Source organism: Crossiella sp. S99.2 (genome assembly GCF_023094165.1).
In the GTDB taxonomy this organism is placed as follows: Bacteria; Actinomycetota; Actinomycetes; order Mycobacteriales; family Pseudonocardiaceae; genus Crossiella.
The window spans coordinates 440257-459018 of sequence record NZ_JALMDK010000005.1 but is presented as its reverse complement, the minus strand read 5'-3'; the positions used below and the strand labels follow the sequence as shown (position 1 = coordinate 459018).

14 protein-coding genes are annotated in these 18762 nt (G+C 71.1%); 5 read left to right on the top strand and 9 right to left on the bottom strand.

All coding sequences use genetic code 11. The features are described 5' to 3' along the window. Positions 1-417, bottom strand: a complete 417-nt coding sequence (locus tag MZC64_RS21860) for a hypothetical protein (RefSeq protein ID WP_247758513.1) — start codon at positions 415-417, stop codon at positions 1-3. A gap of 153 nt (positions 418-570) precedes the next feature. Then, on the bottom strand, positions 571-1467 hold the full coding sequence (locus MZC64_RS21855; protein ID WP_247758514.1) for a M23 family metallopeptidase: 897 nt from the start codon (positions 1465-1467) through the stop codon (positions 571-573). A 94-nt stretch (positions 1468-1561) separates the two neighbouring features. Here MZC64_RS21855 and MZC64_RS21850 point away from each other — a divergent pair, with 94 nt between their 5' ends. Beyond that, entirely contained in the window at positions 1562-4354 is a 2793-nt protein-coding gene (locus MZC64_RS21850; RefSeq protein WP_247758515.1) for a BTAD domain-containing putative transcriptional regulator, read from the top strand. Here the strand turns inward: MZC64_RS21850 and MZC64_RS21845 are convergent. Both MZC64_RS21845 and MZC64_RS21840 read right to left on the bottom strand, forming a co-directional pair. Next, positions 4344-5153 (bottom strand): SGNH/GDSL hydrolase family protein, encoded by an 810-nt coding sequence (locus MZC64_RS21845; RefSeq protein ID WP_247758516.1) that lies wholly within the window; start codon positions 5151-5153, stop codon positions 4344-4346. The genes MZC64_RS21850 and MZC64_RS21845 overlap by 11 nt on opposite strands. A 98-nt stretch (positions 5154-5251) precedes the next feature. Next, entirely contained in the window at positions 5252-6388 is a 1137-nt protein-coding gene (locus MZC64_RS21840) for a lactonase family protein (RefSeq protein WP_247758517.1), read from the bottom strand. 232 nt (positions 6389-6620) lie between these two features. On the opposite strand from MZC64_RS21840, the gene rocD reads away from it, so the two are divergent. Next, positions 6621-7862 carry an ornithine--oxo-acid transaminase gene (gene rocD / locus MZC64_RS21835; protein ID WP_247758518.1) on the top strand — a complete coding sequence of 414 codons (1242 nt, stop codon included), beginning with the start codon at positions 6621-6623 and terminating at the stop codon, positions 7860-7862. Between the two features lie 68 nt (positions 7863-7930). Then, entirely contained in the window at positions 7931-8548 is a 618-nt protein-coding gene (locus tag MZC64_RS21830) for a TetR family transcriptional regulator (RefSeq protein WP_247758519.1), read from the top strand. Here MZC64_RS21830 and MZC64_RS21825 read toward each other — a convergent pair. The 3 genes from MZC64_RS21825 to MZC64_RS21815 form a co-directional block, all read right to left on the bottom strand. Next, positions 8536-11691, bottom strand: coding sequence for a bifunctional cytochrome P450/NADPH--P450 reductase (locus MZC64_RS21825; RefSeq protein ID WP_247758520.1), 3156 nt, complete (start codon positions 11689-11691; stop codon positions 8536-8538). The genes MZC64_RS21830 and MZC64_RS21825 overlap by 13 nt on opposite strands. Positions 11692-11841: 150 nt before the next feature. Further along, positions 11842-12234 carry a DUF779 domain-containing protein gene (locus MZC64_RS21820; RefSeq protein WP_247758521.1) on the bottom strand — a complete coding sequence of 131 codons (393 nt, stop codon included), beginning with the start codon at positions 12232-12234 and terminating at the stop codon, positions 11842-11844. Beyond that, on the bottom strand, positions 12234-13751 hold the full coding sequence (locus tag MZC64_RS21815) for an aldehyde dehydrogenase family protein (protein ID WP_247758522.1): 1518 nt from the start codon (positions 13749-13751) through the stop codon (positions 12234-12236). The genes MZC64_RS21820 and MZC64_RS21815 overlap by 1 nt, the downstream gene beginning before the upstream one ends. A 209-nt stretch (positions 13752-13960) precedes the next feature. Here MZC64_RS21815 and MZC64_RS21810 point away from each other — a divergent pair, with 209 nt between their 5' ends. Continuing rightward, positions 13961-14344 (top strand): peptidase inhibitor family I36 protein, encoded by a 384-nt coding sequence (locus MZC64_RS21810; protein ID WP_247758523.1) that lies wholly within the window; start codon positions 13961-13963, stop codon positions 14342-14344. Positions 14345-14370: 26 nt separating this feature from the next. Here the strand turns inward: MZC64_RS21810 and MZC64_RS21805 are convergent, their stop codons facing one another. Then, positions 14371-15570, bottom strand: coding sequence for a transcriptional regulator (locus MZC64_RS21805; protein ID WP_247758524.1), 1200 nt, complete (start codon positions 15568-15570; stop codon positions 14371-14373). A gap of 29 nt (positions 15571-15599) precedes the next feature. Between MZC64_RS21805 and MZC64_RS21800 the strand changes: the two genes are divergently transcribed. Continuing rightward, positions 15600-16973 carry a DUF2252 domain-containing protein gene (locus MZC64_RS21800; protein ID WP_247758525.1) on the top strand — a complete coding sequence of 458 codons (1374 nt, stop codon included), beginning with the start codon at positions 15600-15602 and terminating at the stop codon, positions 16971-16973. Between the two features lie 132 nt (positions 16974-17105). On the opposite strand, the gene MZC64_RS21795 is transcribed toward MZC64_RS21800, so the two are convergent. Beyond that, positions 17106-18728, bottom strand: a complete 1623-nt coding sequence (locus MZC64_RS21795; RefSeq protein ID WP_247758526.1) for an ABC-F family ATP-binding cassette domain-containing protein — start codon at positions 18726-18728, stop codon at positions 17106-17108. Positions 18729-18762: the final 34 nt, after the last annotated feature.

The window sequence follows — 18762 nt, the reverse complement described above, 5'->3', positions numbered from 1 at the left end:
TCAGCGCTTCCTTTGCAAGTTGTTGCGGTTGGCATCCTCTGCCGCCTGGTAAGCCCTGCCCGCAGCCTCGTATGCCTTGGCCATGTTCTCCAGGATTTGCTCCCCGTCGAAGAGCCTAGCTTTCAGCTCCTCGTACTTGTTCTTGAACTGCGCGGCCAGTCCTAGTCCGGCCTGACAGTCACCAAGATGGGTCTGATCCAGCTCGAAGCGGAGCCCCAGCCGTGCCGCCCGGAGTTCCACCCCGGTCTTCCGGCAGGCCGCCGCGGCGGCCTTGGCTGCCTCTGGCGTCACCCGGAGCTTGCCCTCGCCGATGGCCTTGTTCAGCCCCAGCTGGCTCTGTTTCACCGCCTGGACCTGCGTTGACCAGCTCTGGTACTCGTTCCACTGCCGTTGTTCCTCCGGCGTCATATCCGCCATGTGCCACCCCCGGCCGCTTTGTTCCTCCCCAGCCTCAGACGACCGTAACAGCCACCCGGTTCCCGTGTGTATAAATATGGTGACTCTGGGTAGAACTACTCGGTACTCAAAAGGGGCCCGCCGCAACAGCGACGGGCCGCCCTGAATCCGGGATCAGCCGCAGTGCTCGAACGGGCTGTTGTAGGCCGCCGAGCCGACCGAGCCACCCCATTTCACGCACTTGTTGTCCGCCGGTTTCCGCACCGGCCCCGCGTAGTACTCGAAACTGCCCGAATCCGTGCTCCGGGCCGCGCCCTGCACCTCCAGGTAGGCCGAGACGGCCGAGGCGGTGCCGACCGAGGCGCTCTTGAGGGTGACCACGCAGTTGTTGCCGTTGGCCGCGTTGAACAGCAGCTGCACCGAACCCGCCGCGCCCAGCGAGGCCGTGTCGACCACGCCGTACCCGGCGCCACAGACCTCGACCGCGTCGTAGGGGTTGCTGGACCCGCCGCAGTTGCGGGAGGTCAGGGTCTGGTTCGGGTAGCCGAAGCGGGCGCCGTTGAAGTAGGCGGGCTGGATGTTGCCAGGGTAGGAGGTGTCGGTGGTGCGCACCTCGTAGTGCAGGTGCGGGCTGATGTTGTTGCCGGGCTTGCTGGTGTTGCCCACGGTGCCGATCTTCTGGCCCCGGCTGACCTGCGCGCCGGCGCCGACCGAGCGGACGTCCAGGTGCGCGTAGTAGGTGCGCCAGCCGCCGCCGTGGTCGATGACCACCAGGTTGCCGTAGCCGTTGGCCGAGCCCTGGTGCGCGGAGGTGATGATCTTGCCGGCGGCCGCGGCGGTGACCGTGTCGCCCTTGTCCGCGCCCGCGCTGCTGCCCCGGTTGAAGTCGATCTCGTAGGCGCGGTGCGCGCTGCTGTTGTCGTTGTCGCCGTTCCAGGCCTGCCCGCAGGGGAAAGGCAGCTGGAAACTGGGGCGTGGACCGGCGGCCTGGGCGGCGGGGGCGAGCACCACCGCGGTGGCCGTGGCGAGCAACAGCCCTACTCCCGCCGCTACCACACGTCTGATTTTCATGCTTCCGTCCCTCCTGTCGGCGCCGCCAGCCTGCGAGCGGCGCATACAGAACGGCTTCAAACCGCATACAACCGCGAGCCCGGCGGAGGTGGTCATGGCCCAGGACGAACTGGACTTCCGGGTGCTCGGCCCCCTGGAAGTCCGGGTGCGACACCTCGCCCTGCCCATCGGCGGCCTCAAACCACGCCAGCTGCTGGCCACCCTGCTGCTCAACCCGAACCGCCTGGTACCAGCGGAAACACTGGTGGACGCGCTGTGGCCGCAGTCGCCGCCGCGCTCGGCGGTGCCCAACCTGCGCACCTACGTCAGCACCCTGCGCAGCAGCCTGCGGGCCGGTGGCGAGGAACGGATCCTGGCCCAGCCGCGTGGCTACGCGATCGTGGTCCGGCCGGACGAGCTGGACCTCCTGGTCTTCGAGGAGCTGACCGGGCGGGCGAGGCAGTGCCGGGCGGACGGGCGGCTGGAGCTGACCCTGGAGCTGCTGTGCCGGGCGGACGGCCTGGTGCGTGGCTCGCCCCTGGAGGACCTGCCGCCGACCCCTGGCTGGGCCGCGTTGCTGCGCAGGCTGGAGGAACGGGTGCTCCAGGCCACCGAGGAGCGGCTGGCCGTGCTGGTGGCGCTGGGCCGCTGTGAGCCCGCCATCGCCGAGTTGCGCGAGCTGCTGGCCCGGCACCCGTTCCGGGAGGGCCTGTGCCAGCAGCTCATGCTCGCGCTGGCCGGGACCGGCCGGGACGCCGAGGCCCTGCAAACCTTCGCCGACCTGCGCCGCGGCCTGCTGGAGGAACTCGGCGTGGAACCGGGGCAGGAATCCCGGCGGATCCACGCCGCGCTGCTCTCCGGCGAACTGCCCGCCGCCGAACCCGCCGCCGCGCCGGTCATCCGGTCCGCGGTCAGCCAGTTGCCGCCGGCCGAGGGCGATTTCACCGGCCGGCAGCCCGCCCTCGATCAGCTCACCGCGTTGCTGCAACCGGTGTCCCCGCAACTGGGCGCGGCCCGGATCGCGGTGCTGACCGGACCGGCGGGCTGTGGCAAGTCCGCGCTGGCCGCCCAGGCCGCGCACGCGGTGCGCACCCGGTTCCCGGACGGCCAGCTCTACCTCGACCTCGGCGGCTCGCACCGGCCCGCGCCCACCGGCCGCCTGCTCGCCGAACTCTCGCGCTCCCTGGGCATCACCGATATCCCCGCTGGACTCGCCGAACGCGCCGCCCGGTACCGCTCGGCACTGGCCGACCGGCGGGTGCTGGTGTGGCTCGACGATGCCGCCAGCGCCGCCCAGGTGCGCTCGCTGCTCCCGGCCACCAGCGGCTGCGCGGTACTGGTCACCAGCCGCCGCCGGCTCACCGAACTGCCTGGCGCACATGAGATCCCGGTCGAGGCACTCACCCCGGCCGAGGGCGACCGGCTGCTGGCCAGGATCGTCGGCTCGGCCCGGATCGCGGCCGAACCCGAGGCCGCCGCGACCATCCTGCGGGCCTGCGGCGGCCTGCCCCTGGCGGTGCGGATCGCGGGCGCCCGGCTGGCCGCCCGGCCCGGCTGGCGGCTGAGCACCCTGGCCGCCCGGCTGGCCGACCCGGCGAGCCGCCTGGCCGAACTGCGCTGCGGTGACCTGGACGCGGGCGCGGGCATCGCCGCGAGCCAGGCGCGACTTAGCCCTGGCGCCGCAACGACTTTCGGCCGTTGGGGACTGCTCGGACCGGCCCCGGTGGACGCGGACACGCTCGGCGACCCGGCCGCGGTGGAGGAACTGGTGGACGCCGGACTCGCCGAGGTGGCCGGGGCCGCGGCCACCGGCGGCCCGCGCTACCGGCTGCCCGAACTCCCCCGCTGCGCCGCGATCGCCGCCGCCGCAACGGATCCGGCCTGGGTGCGCCAGGTACTGGACCGCTGGCTGCACCGCGCCCGCGCCGCCACCGCCGCGCTGCCGGTCAACATCTTCGCCCCCGGCCAGCGGGACACCGCGGCCACCGACTCACTGCCGCGCGCCCTGGCCTGGTTGGACGGCGAACGCCCCGCCCTGGTCGAGGCCGTGGACCTGGCCACCCGGCACGGCGAAGCCGGCCTGGCCGCCGACCTCGCACTGGCCCTGGTCCCCTACTTCGACCTGGGCAGCCACCACGAGGACTGGGAACGCACGCACGAGACCGCGTTGGCGGTGGCACAAGGAGATCAGCGCGCGGCGCTGCTGCGCGGACTCGGCCAGCTGCACCTCTACCGCGACGAGTACGCCCGCGCCAGGGAACGCTTCACCGCCGCGCACGAACTCTTCACCGACGACTACGGCCACGCCCTGGCCCGCTGCGGACTCGGCGCGCTGGCCAGAGTGCTGGGCAGTCCGGCCGAGGCCCTCGACCACCACCAGGCCGCGCTGACCGCCTTCCGCGCCGCCCGCGATGTCTGCGCGGAAGCCTACGTGCGCAACGCTATCGGCTCCGCCCGGCTGGCCCAGCACCGCAACGACGAGGCGCTGCTGGCCTTCACCGACGCGCTCCGGCTGTCCCGGCTGGCCGGGGACGAGCACCGGGCCGCACACGTGCTGCACCAGCTCGGCGTGCTGCACCAGCGCCAGGGCCGCCCGGACCGCGGACTGTCCTGTTTGGACGAAGCGCTGTCCATTTTCGAGCGGATCCGGGACGCGCACGGTGAGGCGTATGTGTTGCGCGCCATGGGCGAACTGCATTCCGCGGACGGCCGCCGGGCCTGCGGGCGCAGCTCACTGGAACGCGCGGTGCTGCTCTACCAGCGACTCGGCGACCGGCACGGCGAGGCCGGGGCCACCCAGTTGCTCGGCGAGGTGCTCCGCGGCGAGCGCCGGGAGGCACTGGCCGAGGAGCACCTGCGCCGAGCCGTGCGGCTGTGGCGCGATCTGCGGTTGCCGGTCAGCCGGTGACGCGGTTGAGCGCGGGCAGGAAGCCGTCGGCGTTGCCCTTGCTGTTGGGGTGGTAGGACTCCACGATCGGCCAGCTCAGCCCGTTGACCCACTCATTGGACGAGCAGATCCCGTGCGTGGCAAAGGCCGAGCGCACATCCACATAGGTGGCCCCGTTGGCCGAGGCCCGGCCGGAGACCACGTCGGAGAGGATGTCCGCGGCCGAGTTCAGCTTGACCCGCTTGGTCTGGCCCATGCCGCCGAAGGAGCAGGAGGGCCCGCCGTCGAACAGCCGCGGGTAGCCGAGCACTACCAGTCTGGCGTTGGGCGCCTTGGCCTTGATCGCCCGGTACACCGAGTCCAGGCGGGCCGGCAGGTCCCGCTGGGCGAAGGCGATCGCGCCGTCCACCGCGCTGCGGCAGTCGTTGTCACTGCCCAGCTGACAGCGGGTGAGGATGTCCGCGAAGCCCGCGTCGTTGCCGCCGATCCCGACGGTGACCAGGTCGGTATTGGCGTTGAGCGCGCCCAGCTGCTTGCCGGTCACATCCGCGGTGCGCGCGCCCGAACAGGCGGCGAAGGTGAACGAGCTGGTCTGGTGCGACTTCGCCCAGAGCGCGGGATACGCCAGCGGGCTCCGGCGGCAGTCACCGCTGGCGGAGTCGTACTGCCGGGTGCCGACACCCGAGTGGTAGGAGTCGCCGAGCGCCACGTAGTCCACGGGCGCCGCGGCCTTCGCCGGAGCGGCCATCGCCGGTGCGGCGGTGACCGCACCGGCGATGAGCAGAGCCGCTAAAGAGGCCAGTAACCGGTTCTGGTTCATGGTCCATACCTCCGAGCAGGGTAAGTGAGGTGGACCACAAATTAACCGGCCAGTAACATATCCGGTACCGCCGTGAGCGGGTGTTCTGGCCAGGCGTTTTAAGCTACAACCGCGCACACCGGAGTAGGAGTGCGCAGCTCACCGCTGGGCTTCAGCAGTCCGTTCACCGGGTCGACACCGAAGATTCCGATCACGTTGCCGCGTTGGTTGGAGCTGTAGAGCGTGCGGCCGTCCGGGGTGATCTCCAGGTGCCGCGGCCAGTCCCCGCCACTGCCCGGCGTGCCGGCCAGGGTGACCTTGCGGCCGCCCTCACTGGTGGCGAAGACCGCCACGCTGTTGTGCCCGCGGTTGGCCCCGTAGACGAACCGGCCGTCCGGGGAGATGGCGATGCCACCGGGGAAGTTCGGGGTGGTGGTGCCCGGCGGCAGGGTGGAGATCCGCTGCCCCGCGGTGAGCTTGCCGGTGGCCGGATCATAAGCCGCCACAACGAGTGTGGAGTCCAGCTCGTTGAGGATGTAGACGGTGCGGCCGTCAGGGTGGAACACCAGGTTGCGCGAACCGGCGCCCTTGGCCAGGGCCAGCGTGGAGCGCAGGGTGAGCCGGCCGGAGTTGAGGTCCAGGGTGTAGGTGTAGACCGAGGAGGTGCCCAGATCCGTTGCCAGCACGTGCTTTCCGTCCGGGCTGACCACCACCTGGTGCGCGTGCGGCTTGCCAGGGTGCTGCACGATGTGGGTCGGGTTGCCCAGTGCGCCGCCGGCCCGGATCGGCAGCACGCCGACGGTGCCCGAGGTGTAGTTGGCGGTCAGCACGTACTTGCCGCTGGGGTGCACGGTCAGGTGGCAGGGGTGCGCGCCACCGCTGGAACGGGCGCCCAGGGAACGCAGGGATCCGTTGTCCGCCAACGCGAACGCACTGACCGTGCCCTTGTCCAGCTCGTTGACCGCGTACACCGTGCGGCCGCCGGGGCCTACCGCGATATAGGACGGACTCTCAGTGGCCACAGTGGACTCGACGGTCAGTCCGCCGCCCGCGCCTGCCTTGGCCAGGCCGATGCCCTTGCCGCCGCTGGCCGCGTCGGTGTAGGTGCCCAGGTAGACCCGTCCGGTCGGCGCGCAGACCTCGCCGCCTGCCTCCGGCGTCCCGGCCGAGGCGGTGCCCGCGGCGCTCATCAGACCACCGCCGACGACGGCCGCGCCGAGTGCGCCGAGGAAAGTGCGACGCCCAACATCTGCCATGTCACCGCTCCTGTCGTCGTCGTGCTCACCGCGCTCACAGTGGACTGGACCACTGCGGTTTGGGAAGAGGGCGCAACGAAGATTGCGCCTGACGCAACTCACCCGATCGATTCGCGGTTTTAACCTCGATGCAACACATCGCCACCCAATCTGACGATTGCGCAACATATCACTGGCATACGCAATGCCTGGCGGATGAAATCTCCGCAATCGTGGGCTTAGCCTTACGGTCATGACCGCCATTGCCGAGCACCCCACCACGACCGGCGCGCCGCGCTCTTCCGCCGAGTACATCGCGCTGGACGAGGCATGGAGCACGCACAACTACCACCCGCTCCCGGTGGTGATCGCCGAGGCCGAGGGCGCCTGGGTGACCGACGTGTCCGGCCGCCGCTACCTGGACTTCCTGGCCGGCTACTCGGCCCTGAACTTCGGCCACCGGCACCCGGCGCTGGTCGCCGCGGCCACCGCGCAGCTCAACCGGCTCACCCTGACCAGCCGCGCCTTCCACCACGACCAGTTCGGCCTGTTCTGCCGCGAACTCGCCGAGCTGACCGGCACCGAGATGGTGCTGACCATGAACTCCGGCGCGGAGGCGGTGGAGTCGGCGATCAAGGTCGCCCGCAAGTGGGCCTACCGGGTCAAGGGCGTGCCGCAGGGCCAGGCCCAGATCGTGGTCGCCGGCTCGAACTTCCACGGCCGCACCACCACGATCATCTCCTTCTCCACCGACGAGGACGCCCGCGCCGACTTCGGCCCGTACACCCCCGGCTTCGTGGTGGTGCCCTACGGCGACGCGGCTGCGCTGGCCGCGGCGATCACCGAGCACACCGCCGCGGTGCTGGTCGAGCCGATCCAGGGCGAGGCGGGCGTGGTCGTGCCAGGCCCCGGCTACCTGGCCGAGGTCCGGCGGCTCTGCGATGAGCGCAACGTGCTGATGATCGCCGACGAGATCCAGTCCGGCCTGGCCCGCACCGGCCGCCTGCTCGCGCTGGACCACGAAGGCGTGCGCGCGGACCTGTACACCCTGGGCAAGGCCCTCGGCGGCGGCATCCTGCCGGTGTCCGCGGTGGTCGGCAGCGCCGCCGTGCTCGGCGTGCTGCAGCCCGGCCAGCACGGTTCCACCTTCGGCGGCAACCCGCTGGCCTGCGCGGTGGGTCGCGCGGTGGTCGGCCTGCTGGCCACCGGCGAGTTCCAGCAGCGCTCGGCCGAATTGGGCGCGCACCTGCACACCCGGCTGGGCGACTTGATCGGCCGCGGCATCGCCAAGGTCAGCGGGCGTGGCCTGTGGGCCGGGGTGGAGATCGCGCCGGGCGGCCCGACCGGGCGCGAGGCGTCCACCGCGCTGGCCGCGCGGGGCGTGCTGTGCAAGGAAACGCACGACAACACGCTGCGGATGGCCCCGCCGCTGGTGATCACCAAGGACGAGCTGGACCTGGGCATCGACGCCCTCTCCGAGGTCGTCAGCCGCTGAGCGGAGACCCGATCAGCCGACTCAGTCGGGCAACTTCAGCGCCCGACTGAGTCGGTTATAGTCCGCGCGTGGCTCACGTTCCGGCTTCCGAACGCCGTCCGCAGCTGGTCAGGGCGGCCATCGACCTGATGGGCCGGGAGGGGATCAGCGCAGGCAGCACCCGGGCCATCGCCACCGAACTCGGCGTGGCCCAGGCGACCGTGCACTACACCTTTGGCACCAAGGAAGGGCTGTACCGGGCGGTGCTGGAGCAGGTCACCCTGGACCTGATCGACCGGGTCCAGCAGGCCGTGCCGGACGACGGTTCGTTCGAGCAGACCCTCGGCGCGCTGGCCGCCGCCCAGTGGCGGACCGTGCGCGAACAGCCCAGCCACTACCAGCTGCTCACCGAACTGCTGCTGTACGCGGTCCGGACCCCCGCGCTCAGCGACGCCCCGCGCAGCCACTACGGCGAGATCGTCGAGGTGACCGCGGAGCTGATCGGCGAGGCCGCGCAGCGCACTGGGCACACGCTCGCCCAGCCACCCGCGCTGCTGGCCCGGTTCTACCTGGCCGGGTTCGAGGGCCTGGTGGCCCAGCACCTCGCACTGCCCGACGAGGCCAGTGAGCAGGCCGGACTGCGGAACCTGGTCGCCGCCCTGGTCGCCCTGGCCGACGGGCGACTGGATCCGGCTCAGCCCGCGTAGACGTCCTCGACGTACCTGCCCACCTCGATCAGCCCGGCCAGCCAGTCCGCCGCAGCCTGCTCGTCCGCGCCGGTGTGTTCGCGGTGCACGGCCTGGAACGCCGCGCGCACCGCGAGCGCCAGACGGTGGCCGTCGCCGCAGACGTAGACCCGGCCGCCTGCCTGGAGCACCGCCCAGACCTCCGCGCTCTCCCGCCTGATCCGGTCCTGGACGAACCGGTTCCCGTGTTCGGGGGCGTGCATGAAGGCAGGCCGCAGGCTGACCGCGCCCGCGTGCTCGGCGGCTTCGAGTTCCGCCCGGTGCAGGTAGTCCACGTCCGGGTGGTCACAACCGAAGTAGCACAACAGCTTTCCGGTCGACCCGGTGTGCACCCGGTCCAGCACGGCGCCGCGGAACGGGGCCAGTCCGGTGCCCGCGCTGACCACGATCACCGGCACGGCATCCTGTGCTGGCAAACGGAAAGCCTCGGCGCAGGGCAGCACCCGGCAGTGCAGGATGTCGCCCACCGCCACGGTCTGCAGGAAGCCGGAGGCGATCCCGTGGAACTCGTCCACACCACCGCGATGCGGACCCGCGAGCCGGGACACCATCAGCTCCACCTCGCCGGGCAATGCCTTGGCCGAGGAGGAGATCGAGTAGTGCCGGGGCCGCAGCACCGGCAACAACTCCAGGAACTGCTCGAACGGCAGTGCGCAGGATTCGTTGCGCTGCACCAGGTCCAGCACGCTGTGCCCGGCCGGGTACCCGTCGAAGGCCACCAGCGCGGCGCGCTCGGGCGGGCAGCCGGTGTGCGCGGCCAGCACGGCGACCTGAGCCGGGGTGGCGGCGGCCTGGAGTTCCACGAACTCGGTCAGCAGCAGTCGCAGGGTCAGCGGCCGGTCGACCGGCAGGGCCTGCCGCCCGCGGGACCGCAACCGCACCGTGCGGTCCAGGTCCAGGTCGAAGCGGTCGGCGACCCGCTGGACCAGGATGGCGGGGTTGCGTGGGAGCACCGCGAGGTGATCACCGGTGCGGTAGGTGACGCCGTCGGGCAGCCGGAGTCGGAGGTAGCGCTTGGCGCGGCCGAGCGGGTGGGTCAGGTCGACCAGGTCGCGCGTTTCCAGGACCTCCATCGGTTGCACGCCGTGCCGGGCGGTGAGCGCGCCGGTGACCGACTCGGGCGCGTCCTCCAGCCGGTACATCCCTTGTTCCGCAACGTCTTCCGTGGCCGTCTCAACGCCATGTTCGCCGAGCAGTGCCGCCCACAGCTCGGCGGTCCAGCGGTCCACCGTGCCCGCGAAATCGCCCGCGGCGTCCGCGATCCCGCGCGGCAGCACCGGGACGGCTCCCGCGGCCGCCAGCCGTTCGTCGATCAGGGTGGGGATCCGCTGGTAGGTGGCGGCCCAGTTGCGGTCACCGACGCCGAGCACCGCGTACCGCAGGCCGTCCAGCTCCCCCGGCTTCCGGTTTTCCAGCCAGGACAGGAACTTCGCGGCGTCGTCGGTGGGGCGGCCGTTGTAGGAGGCGGCCACGATGACCACCGGGTCCGCGCCGGGCCGCAGGGTCCCCACAGCGTCGTCCAGGGCGGCGACCGAGGGTGCGAAGCCGTGCCCGTCGCCCTCGGCGGCCAGATCGCGGGCGATCCCGGCGCAGGTGCCCAGGTTGGAGCCGTGCAACACGGTCAGCGCGGTCCCGGCCGCCCGGCGGGTGATCCGCGCCGTGGGGGCGCCGACCTCGGCGGCGACGGGCAGCCTGCGTTCGGTCCGGTCCCGGCGGGCCAGCTTCAGGGTGAAGCCGTCCGGTTTGATGGTGAGGGTGGACTTGATCTTGAGCTGGTAGTCGGCGTGGTCGATCAGCCGGTAGCGGTGCACGATCAGCCCCAGCACCAGGGTGGCCTCGTGCAGCGCGAACTGCCTGCCGATACAGGCCCGCTCACCGGTGCCGAACGGCTTGAACAGGTGCACCGGGCGGTGCGGTTCCCGCTCGGGCGCGAACCGCTCCGGGTCGAACAACTCGACGTTGTCCCCCCAGGCCGGATCCCGGTGCAGCGCGGGCGTCAGCACCATCAGCGTCTCCCCCGCGCGCACCTGGTAGCGACCGCCGATCACCGTGTCTGCCAGGGGTTCCACCGCGAAGGCGGGGGCGGTCGGCCACAGCCGCAGGCTCTCGTTGAGCACCTGACGCAGGTAGGTCAGCTTGCCGATGTCGCCGTAGACCGGTTCCGGGCGGTCCGTGTCGCCCCACAGAGTGTCCACTTCGGACTGTGCCTTGGCCAGCACCTCCGGGTGCTTGGTCAGGTAGTGCAGGGCGAAGGACAGCGCGCCGCTGGTGGTCTCGTGCCCGGCGATGAGGAAGGTCAGCGCCTGGTGCAGGATGTTGTCGTCGTCGAGCACCGCCTCGGTCGCCGGATCGGGCGTGTGCAGCATCCGCCCGAGCAGGTCGCCGGTACCGGTGTCCCCGGAGGCGCGGCGTTCCCGGATGACCTCGCCGACGAGTTCCCGCATCAGCGTGTTGTCCGCGCGGAACCGCTCTTCCTTGCGCCACTGGAGGAATGCGGCGCCCGGGATCGACTCGCTGCGCTCCTGCACCCGTTCCAGCGCACGGGCCATGGCCGCTACGAACGGATGGGTGTCCGCGCGGCGGAAGGACCCGAAGTCGTAGCCGAAGCCGCACAGCCCGATGGTGTCGAAGGTCAGCCGGGTCATGTCCTCGGCCACGTCCACCGGGAACTGCCCGGAAGCCTTGTCCCACTGGGTGATCAGCTCCCTGGCCACGTCGAGCATGGTCGAGTGGTAGCCGCGCATCGCGCCGAGGGAGAAGGCGGGCATCAGCACCTCGTGCGCCTTGCGCCAGTTCGGCTCGTCGTTGAACGCGGTGAACAGCCCGTCCCCGGCGATCTCGCGCACCTGCACCAGATCCGCGTGCACGTTCTTGCGGAACCGGGACTCGTCGGCGAGTTCGGTGACCAGGTCCAGGCCGGAGACGAAGGTGAACTCCTGGCCGAACGCCCGGACCCGGAAGATCGGCCCCATCTCCTTGGCCTCGCGGATCGCGTACAGCAGGCCGTCGGCGCCACTGGGGATCCGCAGGGCGTGCCCGATCAGCGGCAAGGCCGGGCGCTCCGGGATCGGTTCGAGCACGTCCTGGCGGCTGGTGCTGGTCATCGTCCTGCCTCTCCGGGGGGGGGTGACGGCCTGCGGTTACCTCCTACTGTACCGATCGACTTTGTCGGTCGACAATGTCGATTGAACGCGTTGGTCCACACGGGGCCCGACCTGGCCCGATCCGCGCCGTGGGCCGGGCCAGGCCGGGGTTCAGGGGGTGAGGTCGGCGCCCGATCGCGGTGGGTTGCGGGCGAGTTCCACCACCTCTTCCTCAGTGAGCAGCCGGGAGCGCAGCAGGAACCGCACGCCCTCGGGCGCCTCCAGGGAGAATCCGCTGCCGCGGCCGGGCACCACGTCCACGGTCAGGTGGGTGTGCGACCAGTAGGCGTACTGGTCCCGGCTGATCCAGAACGGCGTGTCCCCGTCCACCAGTCCGAGCAGCAGATCGGCCGCGCCGACCCGGAATTCGTCCCGGGGGTAGCACATCGGCGCGCTGCCGTCGCAGCAGCCGCCGGACTGGTGGAACATCAGCGGCCCGTGCCGGGCGCGCAGCGTCCCGAGCAGCGCCGCGGCGGCCGCGGTCAGCTCGACCCGTTGCGCCATCAGAAGAATCCGAGTTTCTTCGGCGAGTAGCTGACGAGCAGGTTCTTGGTCTGCTGGTAGTGCTCCAGCATGCGCAGGTGGTTTTCCCGCCCGATGCCGGACTTCTTGTACCCACCGAAGGCCGCGTGCGCCGGGTAGGCGTGGTAGCAGTTGGTCCAGACCCGCCCGGCCTTGATCTCCCGGCCGAACCGGTACGCCTGCGCGCCATCGCGGGTCCACACGCCCGCGCCGAGCCCGTACAGCGTGTCGTTGGCCAGTTTCAGCGCTTCCTCGTCGGAGTCGAAGGTGGTCACCGAGACCACCGGGCCGAAGATCTCCTCCTGGAAGATCCGCATGTCGTTGGTACCGCGGAAGATCGTGGGTTCGACGTAGTAGCCGTCCGGGTAGCCCTCGACGGTGCGGGTGCCGCCGCCGGTGAGCAGTTCCGCGCCCTCCTGCTTGCCGATCTCGATGTAGGACAGGATTTTCTCGTACTGGTCGTTGCTGGCCTGCGCGCCGATCATGGTGTCGGGGTCGAGCGGGTCGCCGCCGGTGATCGCCTCGGTGCGGGCGATGCAGCGGGCCATGAACTCGTCATAGATCGAGGAGTGGATCAAGGCCCGGGACGGGCAGGTGCACACCTCGCCCTGGTTGAGCGCGAACATCACGAAGCCCTCGACCGCCTTGTCCAGGAAGTCGTCGTCGGCCGCGGCCACGTCGGCGCGGAAGATGTTGGGGCTCTTGCCACCCAGCTCCAGAGTGACCGGGATGATGTTCTCGCTGGCGTACTGCATGATCAGCCGCCCGGTGGTGGTCTCCCCGGTGAAGGCCACCTTGGCCACCCGCGGGCTGGTGGCCAGGGGTTTGCCTGCCTCGATGCCGAAGCCGTTGACCACGTTGACCACGCCCGGCGGCAGCAGGTCCGCGATCAGCTCCATCAGCAGCAGCAGGCTCGCCGGGGTCTGCTCGGCCGGCTTGATCACCACGCAGTTCCCGGCGGCCAGCGCGGGCGCGAGTTTCCAGGTGGCCATCAGGATCGGGAAGTTCCACGGGATGATCTGCCCGATCACGCCGAGGGGTTCCTGGAAGTGGTAGGCCACGGTGTCCGCGTCCAGCACCCCGATGCTGCCCTCCTGAGCCCGGATCACCCCGGCGAAATAGCGGAAGTGGTCCACGGCAAGGGGGATGTCCGAGGCCAGGCATTCGCGGATGGGTTTGCCGTTCTCCCAGGTCTCGGCGACCGCGAGCCGTTCCAGGTTTTCCTCGATCCGGTCCGCGATCCGGTTGAGCACGAGCGAGCGCTCGGTCACCGAGGTCGCGCCCCAGGCGTCGGCGGCGGCGTGCGCGGCGTCCAGGGCCAGTTCGATGTCGGCCGCGCCGGAGCGGGCCACCTCGCAGCAGGTCTGCCCGGTGACCGGGCTGGGGTTGTCGAAGTAGCGGCCGTCGACCGGGGGCACCCACTTGCCGCCGATGAAGTTGTCGTAGCGGGCGGCGAACCGGACGATGCTGCCGTCGGTTCCCGGCTGGGCGTACGCCATCGGACTTCCCTTCACGCGCCGGTGCGGTCCGGTCCACGGTGGCGGGCGCAGGTTGGCGCGAGGTTGGCGTGCAGCCCGGTTGGCGCAGTCCGCCCCCTGAGAACCACGTCACAAGCAATCGGAAGTCGCTACCGATCGCGGCGGCGGTGACGCAGAATCACCCAGCGCAATAATTGCGACATGATGTAACTGTTGAGAGAGGGGCAGACATGTCCAAGGCACGACTCGCCGGGGCCGCGCTCGCCGCGTTCGCCACCGCCGCCACCCTCGGCCTGGCCGGGGCCACCCCGGCCGAAGCCGCGCTCGCCGACTGTCCGAACGGCAACATCTGCGTGTGGGACGCGGCCCGGTTCCAGGGCAAGCCGTTCTACGTCGGCAACCCGGGCTCGATCAACTACTTCTTCAGCGGCGCGTGGCCGAACGACGTGGCCTCCTCGCTGTCGAACAAGACCGGCCGCGACCTCTGCTGGTACGAGCACGCGGACCCGCGCACCGGTGCGGTCTCGGGCAGGCACGACCACCCGTCCTACTTCCTGGACGCGCACCAGCTGTCGCCGAACGACTCGATGACCGCCATCGGCGTCTGCGTCTGAGCTGATCCGGCCAGGGGTGGTGGGGGTCAGCCCGGCAGCAGCGTGCGCAGCCGGGCCAGCACCACCCCTCGCCGGGCATCGGCCGGGTCCAGCCGGGCCAGCGCGTGCTGGTGGGCCTGGAGGTCGTACGGATGCCGGGACAGGTAGGTCAGCAGGTGATCCGGTTGCGGTGACTGGAGAACCGCCTCCCGCAACGCCACCTCGATGACTTCCCGCCACTCCCGGATGCCCGGCGCCTCCGACTCCGGCAGCAGCGGGCCGCGGTAGTGCCGCAGCGCGGTGGTCAGATCGCGGGCGGACAGCGCGTCCAGCACGGCGCGGGCGTCGGAGCGGACCGGCGTGCTCAGGTGGTAGCTGCGGGTGGTGAGGCCGCCGCGCAGGGCCCGGCGCAGGTGGCTGACCTCGGCCTTGAGCGTGCCGCGGTGCACCGGGCGGTCGGCGTAGAGGGCGTCTTGGAGCAGCTCCGGGGTGCGGCCGTCGGGGTGCAGGGTCAGCAGGGTGAGGATCTCCAGCTGACGCGGGCGCAACGGGACCGGCGCACCGCCGTCGAGCAGTTCACCGCGACCAAGACAGTTGAGTGACCAGCCCGCCGGGGCCAGGTCCAGTGGCGACTCGGCCAGGCGGCCCTCCAGGGCGGTGACCAGGCCGCGGACCGTGGGCATGGCCAGCGGGTGCGAGCGGTCCCAGGTGGTGGAGAGGTCGAGCACGCCGAGCACCTGGCCGTTGGGGGCGTGCACCGGAGCCGAGTAGCAGACCCAGCCGTGCAGCGCCTGGACCAGGTGTTCGGCCGAGAAGCAGCTGGCCGGGCGGTTGTGGTCCAGGGCCAGGGAGAGCGCGTTGGTGCCCATCGCGGTCTCCGACCAGCGCCCGCCGACGGCGAAGTTGACCCGTTCGGCCCGGCCGCGCATCACCCGGCCGCCGAAGGTCCACAGGATGGTGCCCTGCGCGTCGGCCACCGCGGCCACGTACCCGGCGTCCTCAGCGATGCCGCGCAGTTCGGCCGCGCAGGCCAGCACCGGTTCCCGCAGCGGCGAGTCCTGCCAGCGGGCATCCGCGCTGGGCGCGCTGTCGCGGGCCGGGCTCACCGCGGGCAACGCCCTGGCCCAGGACTGGGTGACCTCGGGCGCCACCTCGGTGGCCGCGCCGGGTGCGCCCCTCGCCACGCAGCGGGCCCATTCCCGCTCCAACTGGGCCCGGCGCAGACGCAGGGCGGTCCGTGGCGGCATCTTTCACACGTTAGGGGGATGATGGCGGAGTGGATAGGGGAGAGAACGCGGTGTCGCACGCCTGGGTCAAGCCGAGTGAGATCTACGCGCGCGGACGTGCGCTGCGGGAGAAGGTACGACCGAAACTGCACGACCACGCCGCGCTGGGCGCGGACCGGCCGGGGGCGGTGGAGTTCGTGCACGCCAGCAACGCGCCCCGGCTGCAGGAGCTGGTGCCGCTGCGGGTGGGCCGGATGCTGGCCTCGCCGTTCGCCTTCTTCCGGGGCGCGGCCGAGCTGATGGCCGCCGACCTGGCCGCCACCCCGGCCAGCGGGATCACCGCGCAGATCTGCGGCGACGCGCACGCGGCCAACTTCGGGCTGTTCGGCACCAACGAGGGCCGGATCGTCATGGACATCAACGACTTCGACGAGACCGCGCCCGGCCCGTGGGAGTGGGACCTCAAACGGCTGGCGGTCAGCCTGGTGCTGGCCGGGCGGGAGGGCGGGGTGTCCGAGGACGGCTGTGCCAAGGCCGCCGAGGACTCGGTGCGCGCCTACCGCAAGACCATGACCCGACTGGCCGAGATGCCGTTCCTGGAGTCCTGGAACGCCCTGGCCGACGCCTCCACCATCAGCAAGGTCAAGGCGGACGAGCTGCTGGACGACTTCGAGAAGGCGTCCAAGAAGGCCCGCAAGAACACCAGCCGCAAGGTCGCGGCCAAGTGGACCCGGCAGGTCGAACGGGACCACTGGCGGTTCGTGCAGGAACTGCCGGTGCTGCGCCAGGTCAGCGGCCCCACCGCCGAGGCCGTCGCGGCCAGCCTGGACTCCTACGTGAGCACGCTGCGCGAGTCCCGGCGCAACCTGATCCGCCGCTACAGCGTGGCCGATGTGGCCTTCCGGGTGGTCGGCACCGGCAGCGTGGGCCTGCGCAACTACCTGGTCCTGTTGCACGGCAACGAGGATGACGCGCTGGTGCTCCAGGTCAAGCAGGCCAACCCGTCCTGCCTGAGCAAGTACCTGGACCTGCCCGCGCACGAGCACGACGGCAAGCGGGTGGTCGAGGGCGCCAGGCTGGTGCAGGCCGAGACGGACATCCTGCTCGGCTGGACCACGGTGGACGGGCGGCACTACATCGTGCGCCAGTTCCGCAACATGAAGGGCGACATCGACCCGACCGCGCTGCGCAAGGACCACCTGGACGACTACGGCAGGCTGGCCGGCGCGCTGCTGGCCCGCGCGCACTGCCGCTCCGCCGACCCCCGGCTGATCGCGGGCTACTGCGGCGAGGACGAGGAACTGGACGAGGCGGTGACTCGGTACGCGGTCCGCTACGCCGACGCCACCGAGGCCGACCACGCCGCCCTTACCGCCGCGGTCCAGCGCGGCGACCTGGCCGCGGAGATCGAGGACCGGGACTAACGGCCAACACCCCGTCCCACTTCGGCCAACACACCGCACGACAACGGCCAACACGCCGCCGGGTCGCTCAACCCACCGCGTGTTGGCCGCTGTCGTACCGAGTGTTGGCCGTTGTGGACGGGGTGTTGGCCGTCAGCGGGCCCGGCGCACCCTGGTCTCGTCCCATACCGGCGTGTCCGACTCGGCCACCGTGCCGTCGGCGCGGAAGATCAGGAACCGGTCGAAGCTGGCCGCGAACCAGCGGTCGTGGGTGACCGTGACCACGGTGCCGTAGAACTGTTCCAGCGCTTCTTGCAACGCCTCGGCCGAGGTCAGGTCGAGGTTGTCGGTGGGCTCGTCCAGCAGCAGCAGGGTAGCCCCGGACAGCTCCAGCAGCAGGATCTGGAACCGGGCCTGCTGGCCGCCGGAGAGGGTCTCGAACCGCTGGTCGCCGCTGGTGTGCAGGCCGTAGCGGCGCAACGCCGACATGGCCTTGCCGCGATCCAGCCCGGCCCGCTCGTCCTCGCCGGTCCACAACAGCTCGACCAGGGTGCGACCGAGCCACTCCGGATGGTCGTGGGTCTGCGCGAACAGTCCCGGCCGCACCCTGGCGCCGAGTTTGCACACTCCACTGTGGACAACCGAGGGATCCTCGTTGAGCAGCCGCAGGAAATGGCTCTTGCCGGAGCCGTTGGAGCCCAGCGCCGCCACCCGGTCGCCGAAGAAGATCTCGGTGTCGAAGGGCTGCATCAGCCCGGTCAGCTCCAGCCCGGCGCAGGTGATCGCGCGCAGGCCGGTGCGGCCGCCGCGCAACCGTGGGGCGAGCTTCTCGTTGCGCGGCAGCTCCGGCGGCGGGCCCGCCTCCTCGAACTTGCGCAGGCGGGTCTGCGCCGCCTGGTACTGCGAGGACATGCCGTCGTTGTACTCGGCCTTCTGCTGCAACATCCGGACCAGGTCCTTGAGCTGCTGGTGCTTTTCCTCCCAGCGGCGGTGCAGTTCGGCGATCCGGTCCCAGCGGTGCTCGCGGGCGGCGTGCCAGGTGCGGAAGCTGCCGCTGTGCGTCCAGGCCGAATGCCCCTCCACGGTGACCACGTGCGTGGCCGCCTCGGCGAGCAGCTCCCGATCGTGGCTCACCAACAGGATCGCTTTGTCCGAAGTGGACAGTCGCTGTTCCAGCCAGCGCTTGCCGGGCACGTCCAGGTAGTTGTCCGGCTCGTCCAGCAGCAGCACCTGTTCCCGGCCACGCAGCAGCACCTCCAGCACCAGGCGTTTCTGCTCACCGCCGGAGAGGGTCTTCACGCCGCGGAAGCGCGCCCGGTCGAACGGCACGCCCAGCGCGGCCACCGTGACGGTGTCCCACAGCACCTCGGCCTCGTAGCCACCGGCCTCGCCCCAGGCGACCAGCGCGGCGGCGTAGCGCATCTGGGTGGGTTCGTCGTCGGTGTCCATCAGCTTCAGCTCGACGTCGTCGAGTTCGGCCGCGGCTGCCCGGATCGGCTCCGGCGCCACTGCCAGCAACAGGTCCCGGACCGTGCGGTCATCGCGCACCGAACCGACGAACTGCGGCATCACCGCCAGCCCGCCCTGGTGCGACACACTGCCGTCCACCGGCTTCAGCTCACCGCTGAGGATGCGCAACAGGGTGGTCTTGCCCGCGCCGTTGGCGCCCACCAGCGCGACCACCTGCCCGGCGCTGACCTTCACCGACACCTCGGCGAACAACTCACGCCCGTCCGGGAGCACACAGGACAGGCCGCCGGCCTCCAGATAACCCACGCCGCCGATGGTGCCCGAGTCCGGCACCCACTGG

Excerpts from the sequence above, each read along its gene's own strand:
- MZC64_RS21860 (WP_247758513.1), bottom strand. The coding sequence starts at position 417 with ATGGCGGATATGACGCCGGAGGAACAACGGCAGTGGAACGAGTACCAG.
- MZC64_RS21855 (WP_247758514.1), bottom strand. The coding sequence starts at position 1,467 with ATGAAAATCAGACGTGTGGTAGCGGCGGGAGTAGGGCTGTTGCTCGCC.
- MZC64_RS21850 (WP_247758515.1), top strand. The coding sequence starts at position 1,562 with ATGGCCCAGGACGAACTGGACTTCCGGGTGCTCGGCCCCCTGGAAGTC.
- MZC64_RS21845 (WP_247758516.1), bottom strand. The coding sequence starts at position 5,153 with ATGAACCAGAACCGGTTACTGGCCTCTTTAGCGGCTCTGCTCATCGCC.
- MZC64_RS21840 (WP_247758517.1), bottom strand. The coding sequence starts at position 6,388 with ATGGCAGATGTTGGGCGTCGCACTTTCCTCGGCGCACTCGGCGCGGCC.
- rocD (WP_247758518.1), top strand. The coding sequence starts at position 6,621 with ATGACCGCCATTGCCGAGCACCCCACCACGACCGGCGCGCCGCGCTCT.
- MZC64_RS21825 (WP_247758520.1), bottom strand. The coding sequence starts at position 11,691 with ATGACCAGCACCAGCCGCCAGGACGTGCTCGAACCGATCCCGGAGCGC.
- MZC64_RS21820 (WP_247758521.1), bottom strand. The coding sequence starts at position 12,234 with ATGGCGCAACGGGTCGAGCTGACCGCGGCCGCCGCGGCGCTGCTCGGG.
- MZC64_RS21815 (WP_247758522.1), bottom strand. The coding sequence starts at position 13,751 with ATGGCGTACGCCCAGCCGGGAACCGACGGCAGCATCGTCCGGTTCGCC.
- MZC64_RS21810 (WP_247758523.1), top strand. The coding sequence starts at position 13,961 with ATGTCCAAGGCACGACTCGCCGGGGCCGCGCTCGCCGCGTTCGCCACC.
- MZC64_RS21805 (WP_247758524.1), bottom strand. The coding sequence starts at position 15,570 with ATGCCGCCACGGACCGCCCTGCGTCTGCGCCGGGCCCAGTTGGAGCGG.